This window comes from Caballeronia sp. LjRoot29 (genome assembly GCF_964252755.1).
Taxonomy (GTDB): Bacteria; Pseudomonadota; Gammaproteobacteria; order Burkholderiales; family Burkholderiaceae; genus Caballeronia.
Genome location: NZ_CAXUPU020000023.1, coordinates 79,404 through 103,117, shown reverse-complemented (window position 1 = coordinate 103,117; position 23,714 = coordinate 79,404). Strand labels below are relative to the sequence as shown.

Genomic DNA, 23,714 nt, shown 5'->3' with positions numbered 1-23,714 from the left:
GGACTCCGTTTGCCACGCCCTCAGCCACGTCAAGCCCGTGGCACGCCTTCTTCCATTAGTAACGCGACCGGCATTGAAGCCAGCGCATCGCGCATGAACAAGCGCTGCCCATCCGACTTCGGCGCGTTCGGGCTCAGCCAGTCGAACAACGCACGCGATGCCAGCGCTTCCGGCAAAACGACTGCCGTATCGCCCCAATGAGCGGCGTCTACCAGCGGCAGGCCGTCATTGCTTTCACTCAGCAGCGAGTCGGCCAGCCGCGTGGCGATGACCACCGCGTACGCGCTGCCCGCATGCCGTGCAAACGCAAGCACGCTGTCCGCATGGGCACCTTCCACCTTCAGCGGGACATACGCGCCCTTCTCGAATAGCGAATGCGCGTGCGCGCGCAACGCCAGCGCGCGCCGAATGATCCCCAGTTTTACCCGGCCATCACGCCAGTTCTTCAATTGCTCCGATGGTGCCCCTTGAGCCTCGCCTTCACTCAGCCACGCGCGGCGTTGCTCGAAGTCGACGGGCCGACGGTTATCAGGATCGACGAGACTGAAATCCCATAGTTCGGTGCCCTGATAAAGATCCGGTACCCCCGGCGATGTCAACCGCAACAACGTCTGCTGGAAACTATTGATCGCGCCAGTCCGCGCGACGCGGTCCACGAACGCCGGCAACTCGCCGAGGAAACCATCTCGACGTTGAGGCGCGAGGATATCGAAGAGAAAATCGCGGCATGCGTTCTCGTACGCTTCATCGGGCGCGAACCAGCTCGTGCGCAACTTGGCTTCGCGCAACGCCTTCAACTGCCAAGCGCTCACGCGTTCGGCGAGCTCTTTCACGCCATCCTGATCGTCAGGGGAGAGCGTCGGCGGCCAGCAGCCAACCAGCGTTTGATACAGCATGGCTTCGGCAGCAGCGCCCGGCGCCCAGTCGTGTTCATTGCCGTTCAGCGCGCGCCGATGCGGCGTGTTCAACGTCGACCAGCTTCGCAACGTCGCGGCCCATTCATCGGGAATCTCGCTCAAACCCGCGATCCGCGCGCGGACGTCTTCGCCGCGTTTGTGATCGTGCGTCGCGGTGTTGAGCATCGCGTTCGGGAAGCGTTTGGCGCGTTCGAGATTGCCCGCGTGGAACGCGTCGACCGACAAGGAGAACTCGCCCGGATCGGCGCCTACTTCGTTGCGCGAAATCAGGCGGCCGTATCGGTAACACGCGGTGTCTTCAATCGCCTTGGCCGCCACCGGCGACGTGAGTTGAGAGAACAGAGTCTGCGCGTTGCGTCGATGTGAACCGCTGGAGTTCGAGCCCGCGCTGTTTGCTTGCAGATTTTGATTAGGCAAGCTAACGGCTTGACGATCGCGGTCCCTATCGCGGTCGCGATCCCGGCCGCGATCAAGCAAGCGCTCGCGTTCACGTGGTTTCTCTTCGACGGCATCGTCGCCGCCCGGACCGCCGAGCCACTGCGCGATTTGATCGAGGATGACAAGATCAGCGGGCGACAGCGCGGCCTTGGCGCCTTCGTACGCTTGCGAGAAAAAGCGCTCGTCTTCTTCGCTGCGCAGACCACCGACGGGATAGATCCGGTACACGGGAAAGTGCACGACGAGCTCGCTCACCACCCGCCGCAACGAGGAATACGTGAAGTCGCGAGTGACCGGCGTGTCACGTGCGATCCGATGCAACGCGCGCGCAACGCGATCCAATTCAGCGGACAAGTTCTCGGCCAGGATCTTGCGCCGCGCCGCTTCCGCTTCGACGGCAAAATCCGCCGGACGTCCGGACAATTCGGCCCAGCTTTGTGCCAGTGGCTCGGCACCGCGCGGATCGTGCAGCAATGCACCGACGTCGTTCATGAAGTCGTAGCCGGTGGTGCCGTCGATACGCCAGTCGTCACGCACGGGTTCGCCGCGCGCGAGGATTTTTTCGACGACGAAATACGTGCGGTCCTGTTTCAAATTCTCCGGCCGATGTTCAGCCAGCTCTTCCAGCCGGCCACGCAAGCGCTGGCAATATTCACGCGGTTCGGCGAGGCCGTCGACGTGATCGATACGCACGCCGTCGATCACCCCATCGGCAAACAGCTTGAAAATCAACGCGTGCGATGCCTCGAAGACTTCAGGACGTTCGACGCGCATGCCGCCGAGCGTGCTGACGTCGAAGAAACGCCGCCAGTTCACTTCGTCGGCAGCAGTGCGCCACCAGGCGAGCCGGTAATGTTGCCGCTCCAGTAGCCGATGCAAACGGTCGCGACCGATGGGGTTATCGCCGGAATGCGCTTGCACGGCGGAGCCGATAACCCGCTTGCCGTCGTCCGTTGCCGCGTACTCTTTCAACGCCGCCCGCGCTTCGTCGGCGCGCGGCTGGTCGCCCGGTTGCGTGGACAGCCCCGTGAAGCGCTGCGCCATCTCGGGCGCGTGGTCCTGCAACACCGACGTGTAGTCGAGCGGACTCACCGGAAACGTGTGCGCGTAATACTCGATCTTGAAACGGCCCCAATCGGCGTCGTACAACAGCTTGATCTTGCCGCCCTGCAATTCCTCGCCATAGGCCGCACCCAGGAACGGCGCGAGCACTTTGCCGCGCAGCGCGGGATCGGGCGAATGCCAGTCGATATCGAAATAGCGCGCATGCGCCGCGTGCCGTCCCCATTCGAGGATATCCATCCACCAGAGGTTTTCCGATCCGCCCACGCCCATGTGATTCGGCACCACGTCCACGATCACGCCCATCTCGTGCGCGCGCAGCTTTTCGACGAAGCGCCTCAAGGCCTCTTCACCACCGAGTTCCGGATTGACGCGGGTGTAGTCGACCGTGTCGTAGCCGTGCGTCGAGCCGCTGGTCGCGGTGGTGATCGGCGATAAATACGCGTGACTGATCCCGAGCGCGGCCATGTAATCGACTTGGCGCGCGGCGTCGTCGAAGGTGAAATCCTTGTGCAGCTGGAGCCGGAGCGTAGAGCGTGGAACGGTCATGGTGTCAGTCGGTGGGTGAAGCGTTATGCGTGGCCGCCTTCGTCTGGGCGGATTTTTTTCGGGCCTGATCGACAGCAAGCAGGCGGTCGACGAAGGAATCGTCGTCAAAGAGTTCGGATACGGGTACAGCCATCCGCCGGCGCCAGTTCGGATGCTCGTCGATGGAACCCGGCAGGTTCGGCATCTCGGCGAGCGCGAGCAAGTCTTCCAGCGGGTAGATCGCGAGCGGCGCGGGCGTGGACGCCACGAACGCGAGCGCTTCGTCTACGGGTGCCGTTTGCGGGGAGATATCGGCGGATACAGGGATATCGGGCGCGGCGACACCGGCTTCCTGAAAGGCAGACCACAGCAATTTACGATCCTCGCCACGTTCCGCCTGAGCCATTTCGACCGGATCCTGTCCGTCGGCACGCGCCGCGGTCTGGCCAATCTTCGAGCGCCACACAATGTCCTCGCCGATCCACCAGCCGGTCACCGTCGGCAGGTCATGCGTGGTGGTGGTCGCGGCCACGTCGTGGTCCCAGCTGGCCGGCGCCTTGAAACCCGGGCCCTTTTCAGCGCGTTCAAACCAGAGCACGCGGATGCCGAGCAGGCCGTGTTCGTGCAGGCGTTCGCGGAAACCGGGTGGAACCGTGCCGAGATCCTCGCCGATCACGATGGCTTTATGCCGCCACGATTCGAGCGCGATCAGGCGCAACAGGTCATCGAGCGGATACCGCAGGTACGCGCCGTTCTTTGCGCTTTCGCCGTCGGGCACGAGCCAGAGACGCCGCAAGCCGAGAATGTGATCGATACGAATACCGCCCGCGAGCGTGAACGCGGCACGCAGCATATCGATAAACGCGGAGAAACCTTGTGTACGCATCGCACGCGGAGAGAACGTGGTGAGGCCCCACGATTGTCCCGCCTGGTTGAAGAGATCGGGCGGCGCGCCGACGGACACGCCTTGCAGCATTTCGTCGCGATACGACCACGCGTGGCTGCCCGCGCTGTCGCAGCCCACGGCCAGATCTGCGATCAGGCCGATCGCCATGCCCGAGTCGCGCGCGACGTGCTGCGCATGCGACAGGCCCTTGGCCGCGAGCCATTGTGCGAAGAGGAAAAAATCGACTTCGTCTTTGTTCGCGGCGGCGAATTCCGCGACGGCGTCGCTGCGCGGATCGCGCAGTTCACCGGCCCAGTTGCGCCAGTGGCCTTCGTTGGCTTCTTTCAACTGCGCGGCCTGGAGCGCTTCGAAGCGCGCGTGATCCTCCAGCGCGCGTCCGCCGCGTTTCACGAAGCGGGCGAATTCCTTGTGCAGCGTGTCGTTGGGTTGCGCGTTGAACTGCGCGAACAACGCACGCAGCACGGCCAGTTTCGCCGTGACCACGCGCGGCCAGTCGATTAGCTGCAGTGCTTCGAGTTCGGCGAATTCATCGGCGACACCGGCTGTTTTTATCGCCGCTTGCGCTGCTTCCGCGCCGAGCACCGCTGCCGGGTCGATGTGCGCGATGTTCAGGAACAGTCGCGATGAAGGCGAGTACGGGCTGAATTTGTTCGGCTCTGCGCTGAACATGGCGTGCATCGGGCTGATCGCGATGGCGTGGCTGCCGCGCTGCGCGCTCTCCGACGCAAGCGTCGCGAGCGCGGAATAGTCGCCGACACCACCGTCGCCTGCGCGCCGCAAACCGTACACCTGCGCGGCGACGCCCCACATCGGCGGCGTGGATTGCGGGGTGGCCTGTGAAGCGGGTTGGAGCGTGTGCCACGCGTCGTTGACGGTGTAGCAGCGCGCCGGCGCCACCGCGAGCGTCGTACGCTGCTCGTTGATCACGAGCGTGTGGTAGCCCGGCTCGGAGATCGGCGAGAGCAACGCGGTGGCGCCTTTCGGCGATGTAAATCGCCCATCTATAACCGCGCCGCTTTCCAGTTCGATCCGATACCGCGCGCCGGATTTAACGGCCGCCGTTGGCAGCGAGATACCGCGATCAACCTCCGCGGTCATCAACGGCGGCAACTTGCGGCCGGACAATTCCGCATCGAGCGTCGCGGTGCTTTGCTTGAGTTGCGTGGCGTTGCCGCAAGGCAAGCCGAGGCGTTCAAGCAGCACTTTCAGTGTTTCTTCCGGCACGCGCTGGATCTGCTTGTGCGCGTCCTGCCACTCGACCTCGAAACCGGCCTTGGTGGCGAGCGCCTCGATAGCGCTCGGCGTTTTATCCGGCGTAGCCGGGGTGTTGATGGTCGTGCTCACGAGGTTTTCCCCGAAGCTTTGACGCGACGTGCGTCGTGATTAAACGCGGCATCGGCGAAATCGCCCGTCAGCCACGCGATAAATGTCTCTGCACCCAGTTCGCCGCGATCTGCCGCGTCGCGCGCCCGAGCCGGTGTTTCGAAGACGACTTTGCCCGGCGGATGGCCGGTGAGTGAAACAGCTTCCTTGCCCAGGTTCAGCGCGATGGAATAGGTGCTGCCATCGCCGAGCCGCCAGTTCGCGAGCACCGCTTTCTCTCCGATCACCTTGGCGCCCAGCGCCTTCGCATTCTTCAGGTGCGGCATCAGCAGCTTCGTGCGCACGGCCAGCGCCGAGCGATAGAAATGCAGCCAGTCGTTGCGATCGGCGGGCTGCTTGCTTTCATCGGGCGAGGACATCGTGAACGTCTCGACAGCGTTCGGATCCGGAATCTGCGCGCGGCGCTTTTCGTCGGTGAAAGCGGAGAACTTCGCAAATTCCCGGCGACGTCCTTCGCGCACGGCATCGGCGAGTTCGTCGTGGTAGTCCGTGAAGAACAGGAATGGCTGCGTTGAACCGTACTGCTCTTCCATGAACAGCATCGGGATTTGCGGCGAGAGCAGCATCAGCCCGGTGGCCGCGTAGAGCGCGTCTTCGCTGCACAACGAGCGCAAGCGGTCGCCCATTGCACGGTTGCCGACCTGATCGTGGTTTTGCAAAAACATCACGAAAGCCGTGGGCGGCAAGTGGGCGCTCGGTTCGCCGCGCGGCTTGCCGTCATGGATCGGCGAGGGCTCGCCCTGATACACAAACCCCTCGCCCAGCACGCGCGCAAGCTTCTGGATCGGCTCGTCGCTGTACGCGCCGTAATAGCTCTCGTCCTCGCCGGTCAGCAGGACATGCAGCGTGTTGTGCGAGTCGTCGCTCCATTGCGCGTTGAAATGCGATTCGAGCAGGTTCGATGTGTTGTGCTCGTTCTCCAGCACAAGATGCACATGCCGCTGCGATTCCACCGACGAGCGCACGCGGTCCGACAATTCGCGCAACCACTCGTCGTCGTTGATGGCGTGGACGGCGTCGAGGCGCAGGCCATCGAAGCGATATTCCTTCAGCCAGTACAACGCGTTATCGAAGAAAAAATCGCGCACTTGCGGACGTTCGAAATCGATCGCCGGACCCCACGGCGTATTCACGCCTTCGCGAAAGAACGATTTGGCGTAGGCGCTCAGATAATTGCCGTCCGGGCCGAAGTGGTTGTAGACCACGTCGAGGAAGACCATCAGGCCGAGACCATGCGCGGTATCGATGAGTGTCTTCAGTTCGTCAGTCGTGCCGTAGGCCGAATCGGGCGCGTAGGGCAGCACGCCGTCGTAGCCCCAGTTGCGGCTGCCGCTGAAGTCGTTCAGCGGCATCAGTTCGATGGCCGTTACGCCGAGGTGCGCGAATTCCTTCAGGCGGCGCGTCACGCCGGTATAACCGCCCATGGCGCCCACGTGCACTTCGTAGAGCACGGTTTCTTCCCACGGCCGGCCATGCCAGTTCGTGTTTTCCCATCGATACGCACGCGGGTCGATCACTTCGCTCGGACCATGGACGTCGTCCGGCTGGAAGCGCGAGACCGGATCGGGTACCGCCAGATCCGCATTGATCCGATACCGATACCGCGTGCCCGCGCCGCCTTCAGCGAGCGCTTCGAACCAGCCGTTGCCGGTGGCAGTCATGTCGGTGAGCGTGGCAGCCGCATCGTCGCCGTTGGGGTAGAGCTCCAGTTGCACAGCTTTCAGCGACGGCGCCCAGAAGCGATACCGCGTGTGGCCGGCATCGGTGAGATGCGCGCCGAAGGGCAGGCAATAGGCATGGTGACGCTTGTGCGGATCGATTGGGGTTTCGGACATGATGTGAGTGCCTTCAGTGCGCTTGGTCAGTTACTTGGCTTGGATGCCTGCCCGGCGTTTCGCGCCTGACGTCTTGGTGGCGCTTCAGGGCGTCTTGAGCCGTTCAATTTTCCTCCTTTGCGGGCGGTGCGTGCTCGGGCACGGGCGCCTTCCAGGGGTCCGCCGTCCGTCGCGGTCCGATTGTGCCCGGGTCCGGCGGCAACGCTGTCAAGAGTCGTGGCCCTTCGTGAGCGCCGGCCATCCAGACAGCTTGCCAGTCGGCGTCTCCGGTCGGCTGCGCGAGCAGTACGGCCACGCTGTGCGCCTGCACCTCCAGATCGCCGCCGATCAGCGGATATTGCAGTGCATCGGGCGCAGCGCTATCCATGAGCACGTTCCATTCCAAGTGCGGTGCGGGCGCGGCGAAGTTCAGCGTTTGCGACGATCCGTTCATCATGATCAGGATCACATCGATTTCCCCGTTCAGACCGGGCCCCGCGCGACGCAGCGTCAGCGCACGGCCTTCAGGATCCTGCCACGCGTCGATACTCAGCGCTGTGCCGCTTTCGTCAAACCAGCCGACGTCGTATAGACCCGGCAGCACCTCGCGGTCGCCCTGGAGAAAGCGCATTTCCCGCAGCAGCGGGTAGTTTTTGCGCAGCGCGATCACGCGGGCGACGAAGTCCGTCATCGTGCGTCCGTCGGGCGATTCTGCTTGTGCCCAGTCGATCCATGAAATCTCATTGTCCTGGCAATACGCGTTGTTGTTGCCGTGTTGCGTGCGGCCGAATTCGTCGCCGCCGAGCAGCATGGGCGTGCCGAGCGAGAGCAGGTTCGTTGCGATCAGCGCACGTGCCACGCGGCCTCGGGTTTCGAGGATCTCGGGGTCATCGGTCGGGCCTTCCACGCCCCAGTTGGAACTGCAGTTTTCGTTGTGGCCGTCGTTGTTGCCTTCCTTGTTGGCTTCGTTGTGTTTCTGCTCGTAGGAGGTCACGTCGCGGATCGTGAAGCCGTCGTGCGAAGAGACAAAATTCACCGATGCCCAGGGCTTGCGCATGCGCCGGTTAAACAACTCGGCGGAGCCGGTGAGGCGCGCGGCGAGATCCGGTCTCACGCCCGCGTCGCCGCGCCAGAAACGGCGGATGCCGTCGCGGAATTTATCGTTCCATTCGGCGAATCCTGGTGGATGGTTGCCGACCTGATAACCGTCGGGGCCGATATCCCAGGGCTCGGAAATCATCTTGCGCGTGTTGAGGATCGGGTCTTGGCGGATGGCGTCGAAGAAACCGGAGCCGGGATCGAAGCCGTGGCCTTCGCGGCCTAGCGTCACGCCGAGATCGAAGCGGAAGCCATCGATGTTGAACGCCGTGGCCCAGTAGCGCAGCGAGTCCATGACCATTTGCAGGACCCGGGGATGCGACAGGTTCACCGTATTGCCGCAGCCTGTTTCGTTGATATAACGGCGTTCATCGCCGGGGATCAGGCGGTAGTAGCTGGCGTTGTCGAGGCCGCGCCATGAGACCGTTGGGCCGAGCTCGTTGCCTTCACAGGTGTGGTTGTAGACCACGTCGAGAATCACTTCGATACCTGCTGCGTGGAGCCGGCGTACGGCGATGCGCATTTCGTTCAGGCGGTTGGTCGAGAGGTACGTTGGTTCGGGTGCGAAGAACGCGGCGGTGTTATAGCCCCAGTAATTCTTGAGACCGCGTTCGACGAGGAAGCGGTCGTTGAGGAATGCGTGGACGGGCAGGAATTCGACGGCGGTGATGCCGAGCTTTTGCAAGTGTTCGATGAACCACGGCGATGACAGCGCTGCGAACGATCCGCGTTCGTGCTGGCGGATGTCGTTGCGGAGCATGGATGTGCCGCGCACGTGTGTTTCGTAGATGACGGTTTCGCCCCAGGGCACGTTCGGGCGTGCGTCGCGGGACCAGTCGAAGGCATCGTCGGTCACGACGCATTTTGGGGTGGCGGGGGCTGAATCGCGCCGGTCCATTGAGAGGTCGAGGCGGTTTGAATGTACGCGGTATCCGAACAGGGCGTCGGACCAGCGCCATTGGCCGACGAGTTTTTTCGCGTAGGGGTCGAGGAGCAGTTTGTGCGGGTTGAATCGATGACCGTGTTGCGGCTGGTACGGGCCGTGCGCGCGGAAGCCGTAGACCGTGCCGGGGTGTGCGCCGGGGAGGTAGCCGTGCCAGATTTCATCGGTGCATTCGGGTAGCTCGAAGCGGGCTAGCTCTTTGCGGCCGGTGGTATCGAAGAGGCAGACTTCGATCTTGTGTGCGTTCGCTGAGAAAACTGCAAAGTTGACGCCTAAACCGTCCCAGTTCGCTCCGAGTGGATATGCCGCGCCCGGGAGTAACTTGTCGGGAAATGAATTAGCCATAGGGTTCCGTTCGCACTCGGGTTTTGGGTTTGGGTTTGGGTTGGTGCTTAGTCTGAGTCGCGAGGTTCTTGCGTTAGCGTTCTGGGTCTATGCCGGGTTGCTGCTTTTTAGGTCTTCGCGGGTTTTACGTTAGCCGTTTTCTTTATCACTATTAGCCACTGCGCGTGGCGGCGCGTCATTTCTTTGTCCAAAGCGACAAAGAAACGAAGCAAAGAAAACGCTTTCACCGCTCTACCCTAAGTGTCCACAGCGTGCAGTTCCATTTCATGGGTGCCCCAAAAGCACGGTGCTCGCCAGAGCCACGGATGTGTGAACCCCTCTTTCTCCGAACACGGATACCCCACGCTTCGCCACCAGTGACTGAAGCTGCCCGAAGAGCACCCCGCGCTATCCGCCTAGAACCAACCACCAAGATCTGTACGCATGACGAACCACGTCGCCAATCCACTAAAAAATATAGCGTCAAAATGCCTCTGCCCGCACCCAATCAAACAAGCGCACAGGCCAGCAAACACAATACAAAAATCAACCTGAAGTAAGCGTTCGTCCACGAAGAAAGGTCGGCAGACCGTCCGCGCAAACCGTTCAACACAATTCAGCAAACGCAATTCATCCGACGCATGCCGCCTGACGAGCTCCAGCACACGCAAACTGCTGGCCAACTTGCTAAGAAATGAGGTCTTGAATACGCGTGAGGCTGTGCGGATTTTTTGGCCATGGTGCTTGCCCGAGAGCGTACGGGGCGAAGCGTTTTACTGTCAGGATTCGCGAGAAGGAGGGTTTCAAACATCCTAAGCTCTTGCGAGCACCGTGCTTTTGGGGCACCTATGAAATGGAACTGCACGCTGTGGACACTTAGGGTAGAGCGGTGAAAGCGTTTTCTTTGCTTCGTTTCTTTGTCGCTAAGGACCAAGAAATGACGTGCCGCCACGCACAGTGGCTAACAGTGATGAAGAAAACAGCCAACATCTAACTCGCGAAGACTTGGAGAGCAGCAACCCGGCATAGACGCAGAACCGCTAACTTCGGAACCTAGCAACCCGGCAAAGAACCCGACGCGCTGCCGCAAGACCCGCACCCCAAGCACCACCCATCCAACCAGTGCGAACGAAAGACCCCCTCCTACTACTCAGCCCTAAGCACAATCGTCGCCAACGGCGGTAAGGTCAACGCCGCTGACCACTCCCGCCCATGACTCGAAACATTCTCGGCGTGAATCACGCCCCCATTCCCCATATTCGAACCGCCATACACCGACGCATCCGAATTCACGATCTCACTCCACGTCCCGCCCTTCGGCAATCCCACCCGATACCCCTGCCGCGGCACCGGCGTCATATTCGATATCACCACGCACTCACGACCTTCACCATCGGTACGACGAAACGCAAAAACACTATTCGCCGCGTCATCGCCGATCAGCCAGTCAAACCCATGTGGATCGCTATCAAGCTTGTACAACGCGGGCTCCTCTCCATACACCCGGTTCAAATCGCGAACCAGCTTCTGCAAGCCGCCATGGAACGGATCATCAAGCAAATGCCAATGCGGCGACGTATCGTGATTGAACTCGCCAAACTGCCCAAACTCTCCACCCATGAACAACAGCTTCTTGCCCGGATGCGTCCACATGAAGCCCAGATACGCCCGCAGATTCGCAAACTTCTGCCAATGATCCCCCGGCATCTTCCCAATTAACGATCCCTTCCCATGAACCACCTCGTCATGTGACAGCGGCAACAAGAATCGCTCGGAATACGCATACACCATCCCGAACGTAAACATGTTGTGGTGATACTGCCGGTACACAGGATCCTCTTCCATGTAATGCAAGGTGTCATGCATCCAGCCCATGTTCCACTTGAAATCGAAACCCAGCCCGCCATCCTCAAGCGATGCCGTCACGCCCGGCCACGCAGTCGATTCCTCAGCAATCGTAATCGCCCCAGGAATCTGACGCACCTCGTGATTGAGACGCTTGAGGAATGCTATCGATTCCAGATTCTCGCGCCCGCCATACATGTTCGGCACCCACTCGCCCGCCTTGCGCGAATAGTCCCGATACAACATGGAAGCCACCGCGTCCACTCGCAATCCATCGACGTGATAACGCTTCAACCAGGCCAATCCCGACGCCACGAGGAATGCACTAACCTCGTTGCGGCCGAGGTTATAGATCATCGTATTCCAGTCCTGGTGATACCCCTCGCGCGGGTCCGCATGCTCGTAAAGCGGCGTGCCGTCGAACTCGATCAAACCATGGGCATCGTTGGGAAAATGCGCCGGCACCCAGTCGAGAATGATCCCCAGCTCCGCTTCGTGCGCGCGGTTTACGAACTCGGCGAATTGCTCAGGCGTTCCGAATCTCGCCGATGGCGCAAATTGCCCCAACGGCTGATAACCCCACGAACCGCCAAACGGATGCTCCGCAATCGGCATGAACTCGAGGTGCGTGAACCCCATGCTCTTTGCATACGGAATCAGGCGCTCGGCAAGCTCGTGCCAGTTCATGCCGCGGTTGCCTTCCTCAGGCACGCGCAGCCACGATTCCGCATGGACTTCGTACACGGAAATCGGCGCATTCACGGTTTGCCTCGGGCCACGTGAGTTCATCCACTCACTGTCGGTCCAGGCGTATCCATCGATAGCGTCAGCATCGGCGACCACAGAAGCCGTCGCGGGTGGACGCTCGCTTTGCATCGCGCATGGATCGGCTTTCAGCGGCAGCGCGTGCCCCTCGCGCGAGATGATCTCGTACTTGTAGCGCGTGCCCGCACCAAGTCCCGGCACGAACAGTTCCCAGACGCCGGCGTTATGGCGCAGGCGCATGGGATGCCTGCGGCCGTCCCACGAGTTGAAGTCGCCCACCACCGACACGCGTCGTGCATTCGGCGCCCATACGGCAAAACGCACACCCGCCACTCCGCCATGAACGATCGGCCGCGAGCCGAGGCATTCCATCACCGCATACGGATCGCCCCAGGAAATGCGGTTCAACGGGTCTTCTTCTAAAACGGGGCCGAACGAATAGGTATCGGCGACTTCTTGTGGCGTGCCGTGCCAATCGATATTGAGCTTGTACGCCTGCATCTCATCGATAAACCCGATGAACAACCCCGCCGGATGAACCTGCGTGAGCGTGCCAAGCGGCTTGCCGCTGTCGCGCTCCAGCACTTGCACGCCGGTTGCGCCGGGCAGCAGCACGCGCACGACGGGGCCGGCATCGGTCTGATGAAGCCCGAGCTTCGAAAACGGATCGGGATGGCGAGCTTCGACGAGCGCGTCGATATCGAGCGGATGCAGACCTTCGGTCAACACCCTGTCGTCTGTGCGCTTATTCATTTTCGTTTCCATCTGATGTGTCCTTGAATGCGTCGGCGGGTCGCGAACCGGGAGCGGGCGGTGCGCCCGTATCACCCAGCAAGCGGCTCGCAAGCGACGCGAGGCCACGTAACGGCAAGCCAATCCAGGTCGGACGGTTCGCCGCTTCATAGCGGATTTCGTAGGCGGCCTTCTCGATCAGGAACAGATCGAGCAGGGCGGCGAAGGTGGTTTCGTCGCCGGCAACGGGTTGCGGTGAAGCGGCCACCGCCGCTCGATATTCGAGCAGGAACGCTTCCTCGCCATGACCGCGCAGGCGCTCGAACAACGCGCGCTTGCGATCGGCGGTGGCCTGCGGCGCGTTTCCGGTTGTCGTCGGCTGAGCAGCCGCGCTCGCATACGACAGGGAACGCAATAAGCCGGCCACATCGCGCAACGGACTCGATTTCTGGCGGCGTTCATCAAGCGGCCGCGCCGGTTCACCCTCGAAATCGATCAGGAACGCGTCGCCCTGCGCCATCAGCACCTGCCCAAGGTGGAAGTCACCGTGGATCCGGATGCGCAATGCATCGGCGCTTTCCGGCACGAGCTTTTGCACCGCGGCAAGCAGCAGGTCGCGACGATCGAGCAGGCTCTGCGCCATCGCACGGTCGTGCTCGTTCATCTCCAGGAGCTTGGCGGCGAGGATATCGAGCGCCGTCACGAGCAGCGTGTGCGTGCCGTCGTTCCAGGTACGAACATCCTTCTTCGATGCCTTTTCGGGCGTGAACGCGGAGTCGTCGGAGGGCTGAGCGAGCGCCACGTGCAGTTCGCCCAAACGTCGCCCGATGATTCCTATGACCGTCCGATAACCTTCGATGCCTTGCAGCTCCTTCTCGCGGTCCATCGAGTGGTCGTCGGTATCCACCGCCAGCGCAAGTTCATCGACGGTGCGGCGCAGGTAATCGAGCGCGTAGTTCCACGCATCGCCCTGGTTGTCGATAAAGCCTTGCAAGATGCACAGCGTATGCGGCACGCCTTCCGGATCGACACGTACCACTTCACCGAACAGCGGTCCCGTATTCTGGTAACCGAGCTTCGTCAGGTGCCGGCTCATTTCGGCTTCCGGATGAATCCCGCCAACCAGGCGACGCACGAGTTTCAGCACGATCTGGTCGCCGATCACGAGCGAGCTGTTGCTCTGCTCTGCTGCCAGCCAGCGAATTTCCGGCGGTGGTTCGCCCGGCCTGAAATTGGCGGCGAGCGCGTCGAGCCGTTCGGTCGGAATAAAGCGAATCTCGCTCTTCTGCACCGTCGGAATGACCGCCCGCTGCAAGAGTTTCTTCAACACGCCGTAGGTGAAGTTCGGGACGGCGAAGGCGTCGGTGATATGACCGATATTACGAACCTGGCGAACACGCGCGAGGGCGAGCTGCATGTAAAGCGGCGAGGTCGTTTCCGTGCCCCATGCAATCGTGAGCGGCAGCACGTAGCGTTCGGTGTGATCGCCGAGATCGGCTTCGATTTCGGTGAACGCAAAACCGGCTTCCGGAATGGTCGTCAACGCGGCGAGACGCACGCCAAGCAGCTTCTTGTCCTTCGATGCAAACCAGCGGCGCTTGCTCAAGTAGGACGGCAGCACTTCCGATTCAAGCAGGCGCACGTTTTCCGGCGTCGGTCCGGTCTGGCCGGCGCGGATCACCATGGTCACGAATTCAGGCAATTGCTCGGACGGCGCCTGGCTCCACGCCGGCCGCTGATTGCCCGGGCACAACTGGAACCACAGGAAACCGTACGGCGGGAAGGTCAGCAAATAGGTGAGCTGGCCGATGGGCGGGAACGGGGAATCCGCCGTCATTTCCAGCGGCACCGAACCGGCGTACTCGGACAGATCGAGTTCGACCGCCTGCGGAGCGCGTGACAAATTCGCGACGCACAAGATGGGCGGTTCGCCTTCGACCTCACGCAAATACGCGAGGATCTTGCGGTTGTTCGGGCGCAGGAAACGGATCGTGCCGCGGCCGAACGCCTGCTTCCCGCGACGCACCGTCAGCATCTTGCGGGTCCAGTTAAGCAGTGAGTGTGGATCGCGGCTCTGCGATTCCACGTTCACCGCGTCATACCCGTAGAGCGAACCCATCACCGGCGGCAACACGAGTTGCTCCGGATCGGCGCGCGAGAATCCGCCGTTTCTATCCGATGACCACTGCATCGGCGTACGCACGCCATCGCGATCGCCCAAGTGGATGTTGTCGCCCATGCCGAGTTCGTCGCCGTAATAGATCACGGGCGTACCGGGCATGGACAGCAGCAGCGAATTGATCAGTTCAATCCGCCGGCGATCGCGTTCCATCAGCGGCGCGAGACGTCGGCGAATGCCGAGATTCAGACGCGCGCGGCGATCGCTTGCGTATGTGTTCCACAAATAGTCGCGCTCGGAATCCGTGACCATTTCCAGCGTCAGCTCATCGTGATTACGCAGGAAAATGGCCCACTGGTTAGTCGGCGCGAGATCCGGCGTTTGCCGCATGATGTCCGTGATCGGAAAGCGGTCCTCGCTCGCAATCGACATATAAATGCGCGGCATCAGCGGGAAGTGGAAAGCCATGTGGCATTCGTCTTCCTCGCCGAAATATTCCTTCACGTCTTCAGGCCATTGGTTTGCTTCGGCCAGCAACATGCGGTTCGGATATTCCGCATCGATCGTCGCGCGGATCTTCTTCAGGATCGCGTGCGTTTCCGGCAGGTTCTCGTTGTTTGTGCCTTCGCGTTCAACCAGGTACGGCACGGCGTCAAGCCGCAACCCGTCGATCCCCATGTCGAGCCAGAACCGCATCACTTGCAGCACTTCCTTCAGCACGGCGGGGTTATCGAAGTTCAGGTCGGGCTGGTGGTTAAAGAACCGGTGCCAGTAATACTGCCCCGCGACCGGATCATGCGTCCAGTTGGACGGCTCCGAATCGATAAAAATAATCCGCGTGTCTTCGTACTTCTTGTCGGTATCGGACCAGACGTAGTAGTTGCGATGATTCGAACCGGGCTTGGCCAGACGCGCGCGCTGAAACCACGGGTGTTGATCGGACGTGTGGTTGATGACGAGTTCGGTGATCACGCGAATGCCGCGCGCGTGCGCTTCCTGAATGAAGCGCTTCACGTCGGCGAGCGTGCCGTAGTCGGGATGCACGTTGCGGTAATCGGCGATGTCGTACCCATCGTCACGTCGTGGCGATGGGTAGAACGGCAGCAGCCAGATCGTATCCACGCCGAGTTCGGAGATGTAATCGAGCTTCGCGAGCAGGCCGGGGAAGTCGCCGATGCCGTCGTTGTTTGCATCGAAGAAAGACTTGATGTGGATCTGATAAATGATCGCGTCTTTGTACCAGAGCGGATCGTTGCTGAGAGTCGAGTTCTTGTTACGCTTCACGTGTCGCTCCTTGAGCCGCGACGAGTCTTTCGTCCCGGCTGTATGAGTTGTTCTGTGCCACGTCGGCGAGTGCCGTCGTGATGATGACTGTCAGGTGACGCTCGTGTGAGGGTCAGAGGGCCGTTGGCGCCCGCGGCAATCCCCACGTCGGCGCGATTCTCCAGATCGCGAACGGCCGCGTGTTCGGGTCAAGGCGAATATGCTGCCGTCTGCCACGCCATTCAAAACGTTCGCCCGTCATCTGGTCCTCCACGGCCAGCGCGTCCCATTCCTGCACGCCCCAATAATTCAGCGTCTGCCACGGCAACTCCACGTCCGCGCCTTGTTCGTTGAAGGGATCGAGATTGATCGCGACCAGCACGATGTTGTCGCGTGCCGCGTTCGCCTTCTCGAAGAACAGGATGTTGTCGTTGTGAGCGGGAAGGAAGTTGACGTCGAGATGCGAATGCAGCGCCGGATTCGCCTTCCTGATCCGGTTGAGCGCGGTAATTTCCCCAACGATATTCCCCGGCCGGTTCCAGTCCCAGGCGCGGATTTGGTACTTCTCCGAATCGAGATATTCCTCGCTGTTCGGCAGCGCGGCGGCTTCGCAAAGTTCGAATCCGCTATACACGCCCCACAGCCCTGACAACGTGGCGGCAAGCGCCGCGCGAATCACAAAGCCCGCGCGACCCGAACGCTGCAGGAAACGCGGGTTGATGTCAGGCGTGTTGACGAAGAAGTTCGGGCGGAAAAATTCCTTCGCGTCCGTCTGCGTCAGGTCATGCATGTAGTCCAGGAAATCCTGCTTCGACTCGCGCCACGTAAAGTACGTGTACGACTGCGAGAAACCCAGCTTGGCGAGACGGTTCATCACGCGTGGACGCGTGAACGCTTCAGCGAGGAACATGACATCGGGATGACGCGAGCGAACATCGCCAATCACCCATTCCCAGAAAGGCATGGGCTTCGTGTGCGGATTGTCGACGCGGAAAATCTTCACGCCGGCCGCGATCCAGAACAGGAATACATCGCGCAAGGCGAGCCACAATTCCGGCTTCGCATCTTTCGCGTAGAAGTCAGGATTAACGATGTCCTGATACTTCTTCGGCGGATTTTCCGCGTAACGCAGCGTGCCGTCCGGGCGCCACGCGAACCACGTGGGATGCTCTTTCAGCCAAGGATGATCCGGCGAACACTGCACGGCGAAATCAAGTGCGATCTCAAGACCATGCGCACGCGCCGCGTCCAGCATCTGCTTGAAGTCGTCGAGATTGCCGAGTTCAGGATGCAACGCGTCGTGGCCGCCTTCCTTGCCGCCGATGGCGTAAGGGCTGCCCACATCGCCGGGTTGAGCCGTGAGCGTGTTGTTCTTGCCCTTGCGGTTCGCGACGCCAATGGGGTTGATCGGCGGGAAATACAGCACGTCGAAACCCATCTCGCGAATGCGCGGCATCTTGCCGATCACATCGACGAACGTGCCGTGGCGATTTTCATCGTCGCTCATGGAGCGCGGGAAGATTTCGTACCAGCTTGCAAAGCGCGCGGCGGCGCGTTCGGCATCGATGCGATACGTCACCGGATCGCGTGACAGGAACGGCCGATGCCGCGCCGCCTCGATCGCCTGCGCCGTTTCCGGCGCGAGCGCCAGTGCGAGCCGCGTCTCGGCATCCGCTTTGGCGAACTGCTTGACGATCCCTTCGAGCGGTTCCGTTTGCGCGCCTTCCGTGGTCTTCACCTCCGCCAGGATCAGCGCGAACAAATGCCGTACTTCTTCCAGTTCCAGCTCAACCGTCTGCGCAGCCTTCAGCTTCTTCTGCATGTGATCGATCAGCGAAGCGAAATCGTCGCGCCACGCGATCACGGTAAATTCGTGACGGCCGACGCGATCGAGTGGAATGTGCGTGGTCCACAAGTCATTGCCGAGCGGCAGGACCGGGACCATGGGCGCTTCATGCCAGTCGGTTTCATCGGCGGCGCGCCATTGCACGGCTGCCGCGATCTTGTCGTGGCCTTCACCGAAAATGGCAGCCGTGATTTCCACCGCTTCGCCCACGATGCGCTTTGCCGGAAAGCGGCCATGATCGACCGATGGCGTCACGCTTTCGATCGCCACCCGCGGCGCCACCAACGCTTCGTTCACGGATTTCTTGTCGGCCGACTTGGCGCCGCGCCTGACCTGCGGTTGCGCGAGCAGGATGGGCGGCTCGGCCGCGCCGCGCAGCACACGCACTTCGCCAGGTTGCAACAAGAATGGCTCGAGCGGCAGCGGTGTTTCCGTCGTGTCTTCGTCGATCGGGCGGAACCGTGTGAAGTTGCCCGGTGCGCCGTCCAGCAGATGCCGGGTATCGACATAAACCGGCGTCGTGAGGTCAGGGTTCAGCACGATCAGCGCCGCCTCGGCCGCGATTCGCAGATCCGGGCTGCTGCCTCGCAGGATGGCCGCGTAAGGGGTGCCGGCGCCGGTCAGTGCGCGCAGCTCGCCGATGCTCGCCAGAGCCGCGGAGTTGCGTTGCAGCGCGTTGGCATGGGCCACTTCCGCCGATACATTAAAGCGCGCGCCTTCCTTCGCGCGGCGGAATTCTTCCGCGCTGCCATGGTTGTACGTAAGCGGCTGCGTCACGCCGTATTCGAAGCCCATCGGGACGAGCAGGCCTGTGCCGATGCCCGCCGCCGTGTACAACGCGCGCCGATACGCGCGCTCGACCAGCGACGAGTCGCTGGTGTCGGGCAAGTCGTGTAGCAGGCGCGTGCCGTAGGGCTCTTCCGGAAACGCGATGGGCGGCGCAATACGGAATAGCGCGGCGTGTTCATCGAAGAGCCAGTTGCTCTGGAAATCCCACCATCGCGACGATGAAAACACCGAGTCGAAACCGGCATCGGCAAGACCTGCGAGATCGTGACGGCTGATGCCGACCGTCCACGCAAGCCACTTCGTTTGCGGATGACGTTCGCGAACGGCTGCACCGAGCCTGCGCCATACGTGCGCCGGAACCTTGTGCGGCGCCTCGAAACGAAAACCGCCAATGCCGGCATCGGCGAGCAGCATCAACTCGCGCGCCCACCATTCTGTCAGCGCCTGGGCCGCTTCGCCGTCGCCGAAATTCGCATGCGCCGCGCTTTCTTCATGCGGCGCGTGGCGCGGGTCGAGCCGGGCTTCAGCCGCTTCGAACGGATGGAACCAGTGGCGGTTATCGCGGAACAGGCCGCCTTCGGCGCTGACCTGGTCGAGCGTGATATCCACCAGCAAGGTCAGGCCATGCTTGTTCGCCTGGTCTGCAAGCAGGCGCAAACCTTCGCTCGCAGGCGCGTTGGAGTCAAATACGGGGTGGAGTTTGTGATGATCCGCCACGGCCTGTCGATGGCCGTTGCTGCCCGGCTGGAAGGGCGCGCCGATCAAAACGTGATCGAAGCCCAGCGCGGCGGCATGTTCGAATTGTGCGGACCAGTCAGGCAATGGTCCGACGAGAAGCGGGTCGATGAAATAAATTCTTGGCGCGTACGCTTGAAGCATGTGATGGTGTTCCATCGGTCGTCTTTTCCAGTTCGTCCTGCTATGGCGTGGATGCGGGAAAACGCGATCGCGCTCAACCAGGCAATAAACCAACCGCAAGAACGGCTACGGCAGACGAGCCTCAGACAGTCTTCAAAGCACCAATTCCGGGGTGACGAATGCGGTGCGTATCTTTACCGGGCGATACGCCGTTCGGTGCGGCGCCAGGGTCGCTTGAAGGACACAGCACGTAGCGTGCCGCGCCCTCGCGTTTCCTGGTGTATGTCGGAGCCTGAAGGTAGCCAATGATTCGCGCCCAGCATGCGGGTTCAGGTCAGACGACATTCGCCCGGGCGCGCACTGTAAATTGCAATGCAATCCAGTGCGCGCCAGGCGGCCAACCGTGTAACCGTACCATCGAAAAGGGTAGTGTGGAACGTCAGGCGCTGCGTGCGACGAGTTGCACCTGTTCCGCTTTGCGGCGATCTGCTTCGACCGTGGCCGGAACGGCCCGAACCTCGGCTGGTACGCGACGCGCGCGCAACGGTGCTTTGGCCGGACGTGCGTCGGTGAGACCCCCGTATAGCTGGACGTATTTCGCTACCGCCTGATCCCATCCGTAATCACGTGCCATCGCGTTGCGTTGAAGCGTGCGCCATTGTTGCGGACGCATGAAAGCGTCGATCGCGCGCGCGGCGGCGGCGATCAAGTCCTCAGCACCCTCGCCGTCGAAGAGGAATCCGGTCGCCGGGCGCGAGGACGTTGCGCCCTCGAAGCCGCTAAGGGGCGATGCCTGAAAGCCTGTTTGAAGTCCGACGGTGTCCGTTGCTTCCGCCGTATCCACGATCGTATCCGCCAGCCCGCCCACACGCGATGCCACCGGCAAGGTGCCGTAACGCATGGCGTAGATTTGCGTGAGGCCGCACGGCTCGAAGCGGCTGCCATGCAGCAGGATATCGGCGCCGGCATGCAGCATGTGCGCGCGGCGCTCGTCGTAACCTATATAGACGCCCACCCGATCCGGCCAGGTTTGCGCCAGCCGCTGGAACGCGGCTTCCAAATGGGCCTCGCCTTTGCCAAGCACCGCAATCTGCAAACGCGGATAGTGTTCCAGTAGTGCGGGAATCGCTTCCACGGCGACATCGGCCATTTTCTGCGATGTCATCCGGCTACCCAGCGCAATGACCGGCGCGAACGGGTCGACGGGAAGGCCGAACATTTGTTGGAGCTCGCGCTTGCAGGCATGCTTGCCGCGCATATCGTCGAAACAATAATGACGGGCAATTTGCGGATCGGTCTTCGGATCCCAGGTATTCAAGTCGATCCCGTTGATGATCCCCGACAACTTGCCGGCGCAGCTTTGCAGCACGCCTTCCATCAGGTGGCCAAAGCGCGGCGTGAGGATTTCTCGCGCATACGTTTCGCTGACGGTAGCAACATGGTCGGCGTGCACAATGCCGGCTTTCATCAGACTCAATGCACCATAAAATTCGATGCTTTTCGGTTCGGTCAACGCGGGCACGAGCCACTTGGCGGACACGCCGAGCGTTGCACCAAGCGAGAGCGAATAGTTGCCCTGGAACGCCAGATTATGGATCGTGAAAACGCTTTTTGCGTGCACGCCCGCTTGCTTCATCAAGAGCGGCGTGAGGCCTGAATGCCAGTCATGCGCGTGCACGATGTCCGGCTTCTTGAAACCCCGAACGCCTTGAGCAATCTTCACCGCTGCGGCCGACAACGAGGCGAAACGAATCGCATTGTCTTCGTAGTCGCGTCCTTTCGCGTCCTGATAGAGGCCTTCGCGTGCGTACAAATGATCCATGCGCAGCAGGATCACGGGCACGCCGGTGTCCGGCATGCGACCGCGATACAGCGCGCCATCTCCGCCGGGAAGCCCCGTCACTGAAGCAACCTTCTGCAATCCCTCGACCATCTGCAGCGCGTTCGGATAAGCCGGGAGCAGGATAGCGGCATCGACTCCGGCCTCTCGCAATGCAACGGCGTACGCGCTGACCATGTCACCCAATCCGCCGGTTTTGGCTAGCGGTACAGCCTCGGAAGCGACAAGCAAGACGTTCAAGGACAAGGTTGACTCCTGGCGTTTGATGGATGAAAAGCGATGGGATGCGCTCGGGCAGAAAATCTGCGGCGCATGCGTCCGGTGCTTTTATCGGAGGGGAGAGGGGAAGCCAGAGAGCTAGAGCAAGGCGTGTGCCATGTTTGCGGAAATCTGCCAAAACCGCGGGAAAGCGATAGGCACTGATTGGCGCTACGGCCGGCATTCAGCAGACTTAAGGAGCCGTGTAAAAAAGCACGCGTTGCAAGCGGCGTTTTTACACGGGTTGTTCGGGAATCGATATACGAAAGACGAGCGTGTCGGTGCGCTTACTCGCTTAGCGGGTCATCTGCCAGCGCAGCCGGGATTGTCAGCCATCCAAACTAATTATTTGTTACGGCAATTACGCCCGACTTTCATCAAGCATGACGGCAATATTTGCTTCATGACTTGGTCGCGGCTAAAGCAAACTCGCTGCCGTGTTGACGCATAGACCGATCACTGCGGCATTAAAGAAGAATGACAGGACGGATTGCGCGAGTGCCGCTCGTCGGACTTCATTGGAACAGAGCACGACATCTGAAGTCTGCGACGCAACCGCGATAGTGAATGAGAAATAGAGGAAGTCCCAATAGTCCGGCTTCAGTTGCGCATCGGGGAATCTGAGCGATGGCTCGTCGCCTGTCGACTGATAGTAATGGCGCGCGTAGTGAAGGGTGAAGATGGTTGGAATGAGGAACCATGCGCCCAGCATCGTGAAAGCGGTCAGCAGATAGTGGAGCAGTTGACCACGCACGCCGAGGTTCTTGGCTGCGGCCAGTTCAAACACAATCGCGATAAGACTCGCTATGGCAGCCAGGCTGATGATGAGCAACACCATGCCTGCGTTCTCGTCCTCGCGGGCGGCGAGCTTCTGCACTTTATCCTGACGTGCAAGCGCCATCTGAATCCATATAAGCGCGAGATACAGCCATACGGTACTGTCCCATCCAATGAGGCTGCGTACGATCAGTGGGAGGTCATGTGGAACCAAAAGCGCCACGATCACACCAATCACGAGTGCAATGACCGCGCGCGGACGATAGCGAACTACCTGGGGAACAAAATTCATTTTTTATAGCGGCCTGGTAATAACAGGTGACAGTGGTGGCAGTTTTTATAGCGCTGAGCTCGCGCGGGACCGTATGGTGCTATCCATCGGTGCTTCCTGTACTTCGACTACTTTAAGTGCCGCGATTATTGCCCGTGCAGCTTTCAATTACCAACGGCCCAAGGGCTGGTTATTAATCGGTTCATCGTGCATGCTTCGGCCGCCGCAAGGCGCGCCTCAAGAAACTATTCGGGGATATCGACAGGTGCGCCTGACACGTGCACCCGGTCATCGCCCCTCTGGACAACGCGGTTTGGACCTCATCACATGACACAACTCGACCACCCCATGGCGCGTGCACAGTCTGCCACTCGCAGGCGTTTTGTTCTTGGCGCGTGCGCGTCGGCAGTGGCGCTCGCGTTCACGTCCGCGGGTTTCGGTTTTCCCGCATTCTTCACTCAGGCTTTCGCCGATACCCCGCCTGCGGGTCTCGATGGTTTCCTGCTGCTTTCACGCAAACTGACTGGCCGCACGGCCTTCGATCATGCGCTGGCGCAACGCGTGTATGACGCGCTGTCGAGGTCGGACAGCGAGTTCGTCGGCAACGTCAGCGCGTTGAATGTCTGGCTCGCGGCGCATGGCGGCGTGCCCTCGGATACGGTGACGCAGGCGCTCAAGTCGGATACGCCCAAGCTTGCCGGCACGGTCACCGCGATCATGCGGGCGTGGTATCTCGGTCTCGTCGGCGATGCGCCGCGCGTGAGCGTGGTCGCTTACGAACGCGCGCTGATGTTCGATCCCGTCAACGACGTGCTGACCATTCCGTCGTACTGCCGTGACGCGCCGTTCTACTGGACGCAGAAGCCTCCCGGCGCGGCTTGAAAGTACGCCTGGAGAAAGTCACGCATCAAGAAAAGCATCAAGCCGGCACGCTACC

The 23,714-nt window shown here is 61.1% G+C and carries 10 protein-coding genes; 1 reads left to right on the top strand and 9 read right to left on the bottom strand.

The genetic code is table 11. The annotated features are described in order from the left end of the window. Positions 1–29 precede the first annotated feature (29 nt). The 9 genes from treY to ACSQ83_RS23205 form a co-directional block, all read right to left on the bottom strand. A complete protein-coding gene (treY, locus tag ACSQ83_RS23245) occupies positions 30–2,966 on the bottom strand; it encodes a malto-oligosyltrehalose synthase (protein WP_436229739.1) in 2,937 nt (978 codons plus the stop codon). A gap of 4 nt (positions 2,967–2,970) precedes the next feature. Next, entirely contained in the window at positions 2,971–5,196 is a 2,226-nt protein-coding gene (gene malQ, locus ACSQ83_RS23240; protein ID WP_436229738.1) for a 4-alpha-glucanotransferase, read from the bottom strand. Continuing rightward, the gene (gene treZ, locus ACSQ83_RS23235) at positions 5,193–7,070 is read right to left on the bottom strand and encodes a malto-oligosyltrehalose trehalohydrolase (protein WP_436229737.1); all 1,878 of its coding nucleotides are present in this window, start codon (positions 7,068–7,070) and stop codon (positions 5,193–5,195) included. The genes malQ and treZ overlap by 4 nt, the downstream gene beginning before the upstream one ends. 103 nt (positions 7,071–7,173) lie before the next feature. Then, positions 7,174–9,435, bottom strand: a complete 2,262-nt coding sequence (gene glgX, locus ACSQ83_RS23230; protein WP_436229736.1) for a glycogen debranching protein GlgX — start codon at positions 9,433–9,435, stop codon at positions 7,174–7,176. Between the two features lie 1,125 nt (positions 9,436–10,560). After that, positions 10,561–12,777, bottom strand: coding sequence for a 1,4-alpha-glucan branching protein GlgB (gene glgB, locus ACSQ83_RS23225; RefSeq protein ID WP_436229735.1), 2,217 nt, complete (start codon positions 12,775–12,777; stop codon positions 10,561–10,563). Further along, the gene (treS, locus tag ACSQ83_RS23220) at positions 12,770–16,159 is read right to left on the bottom strand and encodes a maltose alpha-D-glucosyltransferase (protein ID WP_436229734.1); all 3,390 of its coding nucleotides are present in this window, start codon (positions 16,157–16,159) and stop codon (positions 12,770–12,772) included. Before treS ends, glgB begins: the two co-directional genes overlap by 8 nt. Positions 16,160–16,271: 112 nt before the next feature. Continuing rightward, complete coding sequence (locus ACSQ83_RS23215; protein WP_436229733.1) at positions 16,272–19,652, bottom strand: maltotransferase domain-containing protein; 3,381 nt, start codon at positions 19,650–19,652, stop codon at positions 16,272–16,274. A 418-nt stretch (positions 19,653–20,070) separates the two neighbouring features. Continuing rightward, on the bottom strand, positions 20,071–21,717 hold the full coding sequence (gene glgA, locus ACSQ83_RS23210; protein ID WP_436229732.1) for a glycogen synthase GlgA: 1,647 nt from the start codon (positions 21,715–21,717) through the stop codon (positions 20,071–20,073). A 430-nt stretch (positions 21,718–22,147) separates the two neighbouring features. After that, entirely contained in the window at positions 22,148–22,798 is a 651-nt protein-coding gene (locus ACSQ83_RS23205; RefSeq protein WP_414954802.1) for a DUF1345 domain-containing protein, read from the bottom strand. Positions 22,799–23,104: 306 nt separating this feature from the next. Between ACSQ83_RS23205 and ACSQ83_RS23200 the strand changes: the two genes are divergently transcribed. Further along, complete coding sequence (locus ACSQ83_RS23200) at positions 23,105–23,659, top strand: sugar dehydrogenase complex small subunit (RefSeq protein ID WP_436229731.1); 555 nt, start codon at positions 23,105–23,107, stop codon at positions 23,657–23,659. Positions 23,660–23,714 lie beyond the last annotated feature (55 nt).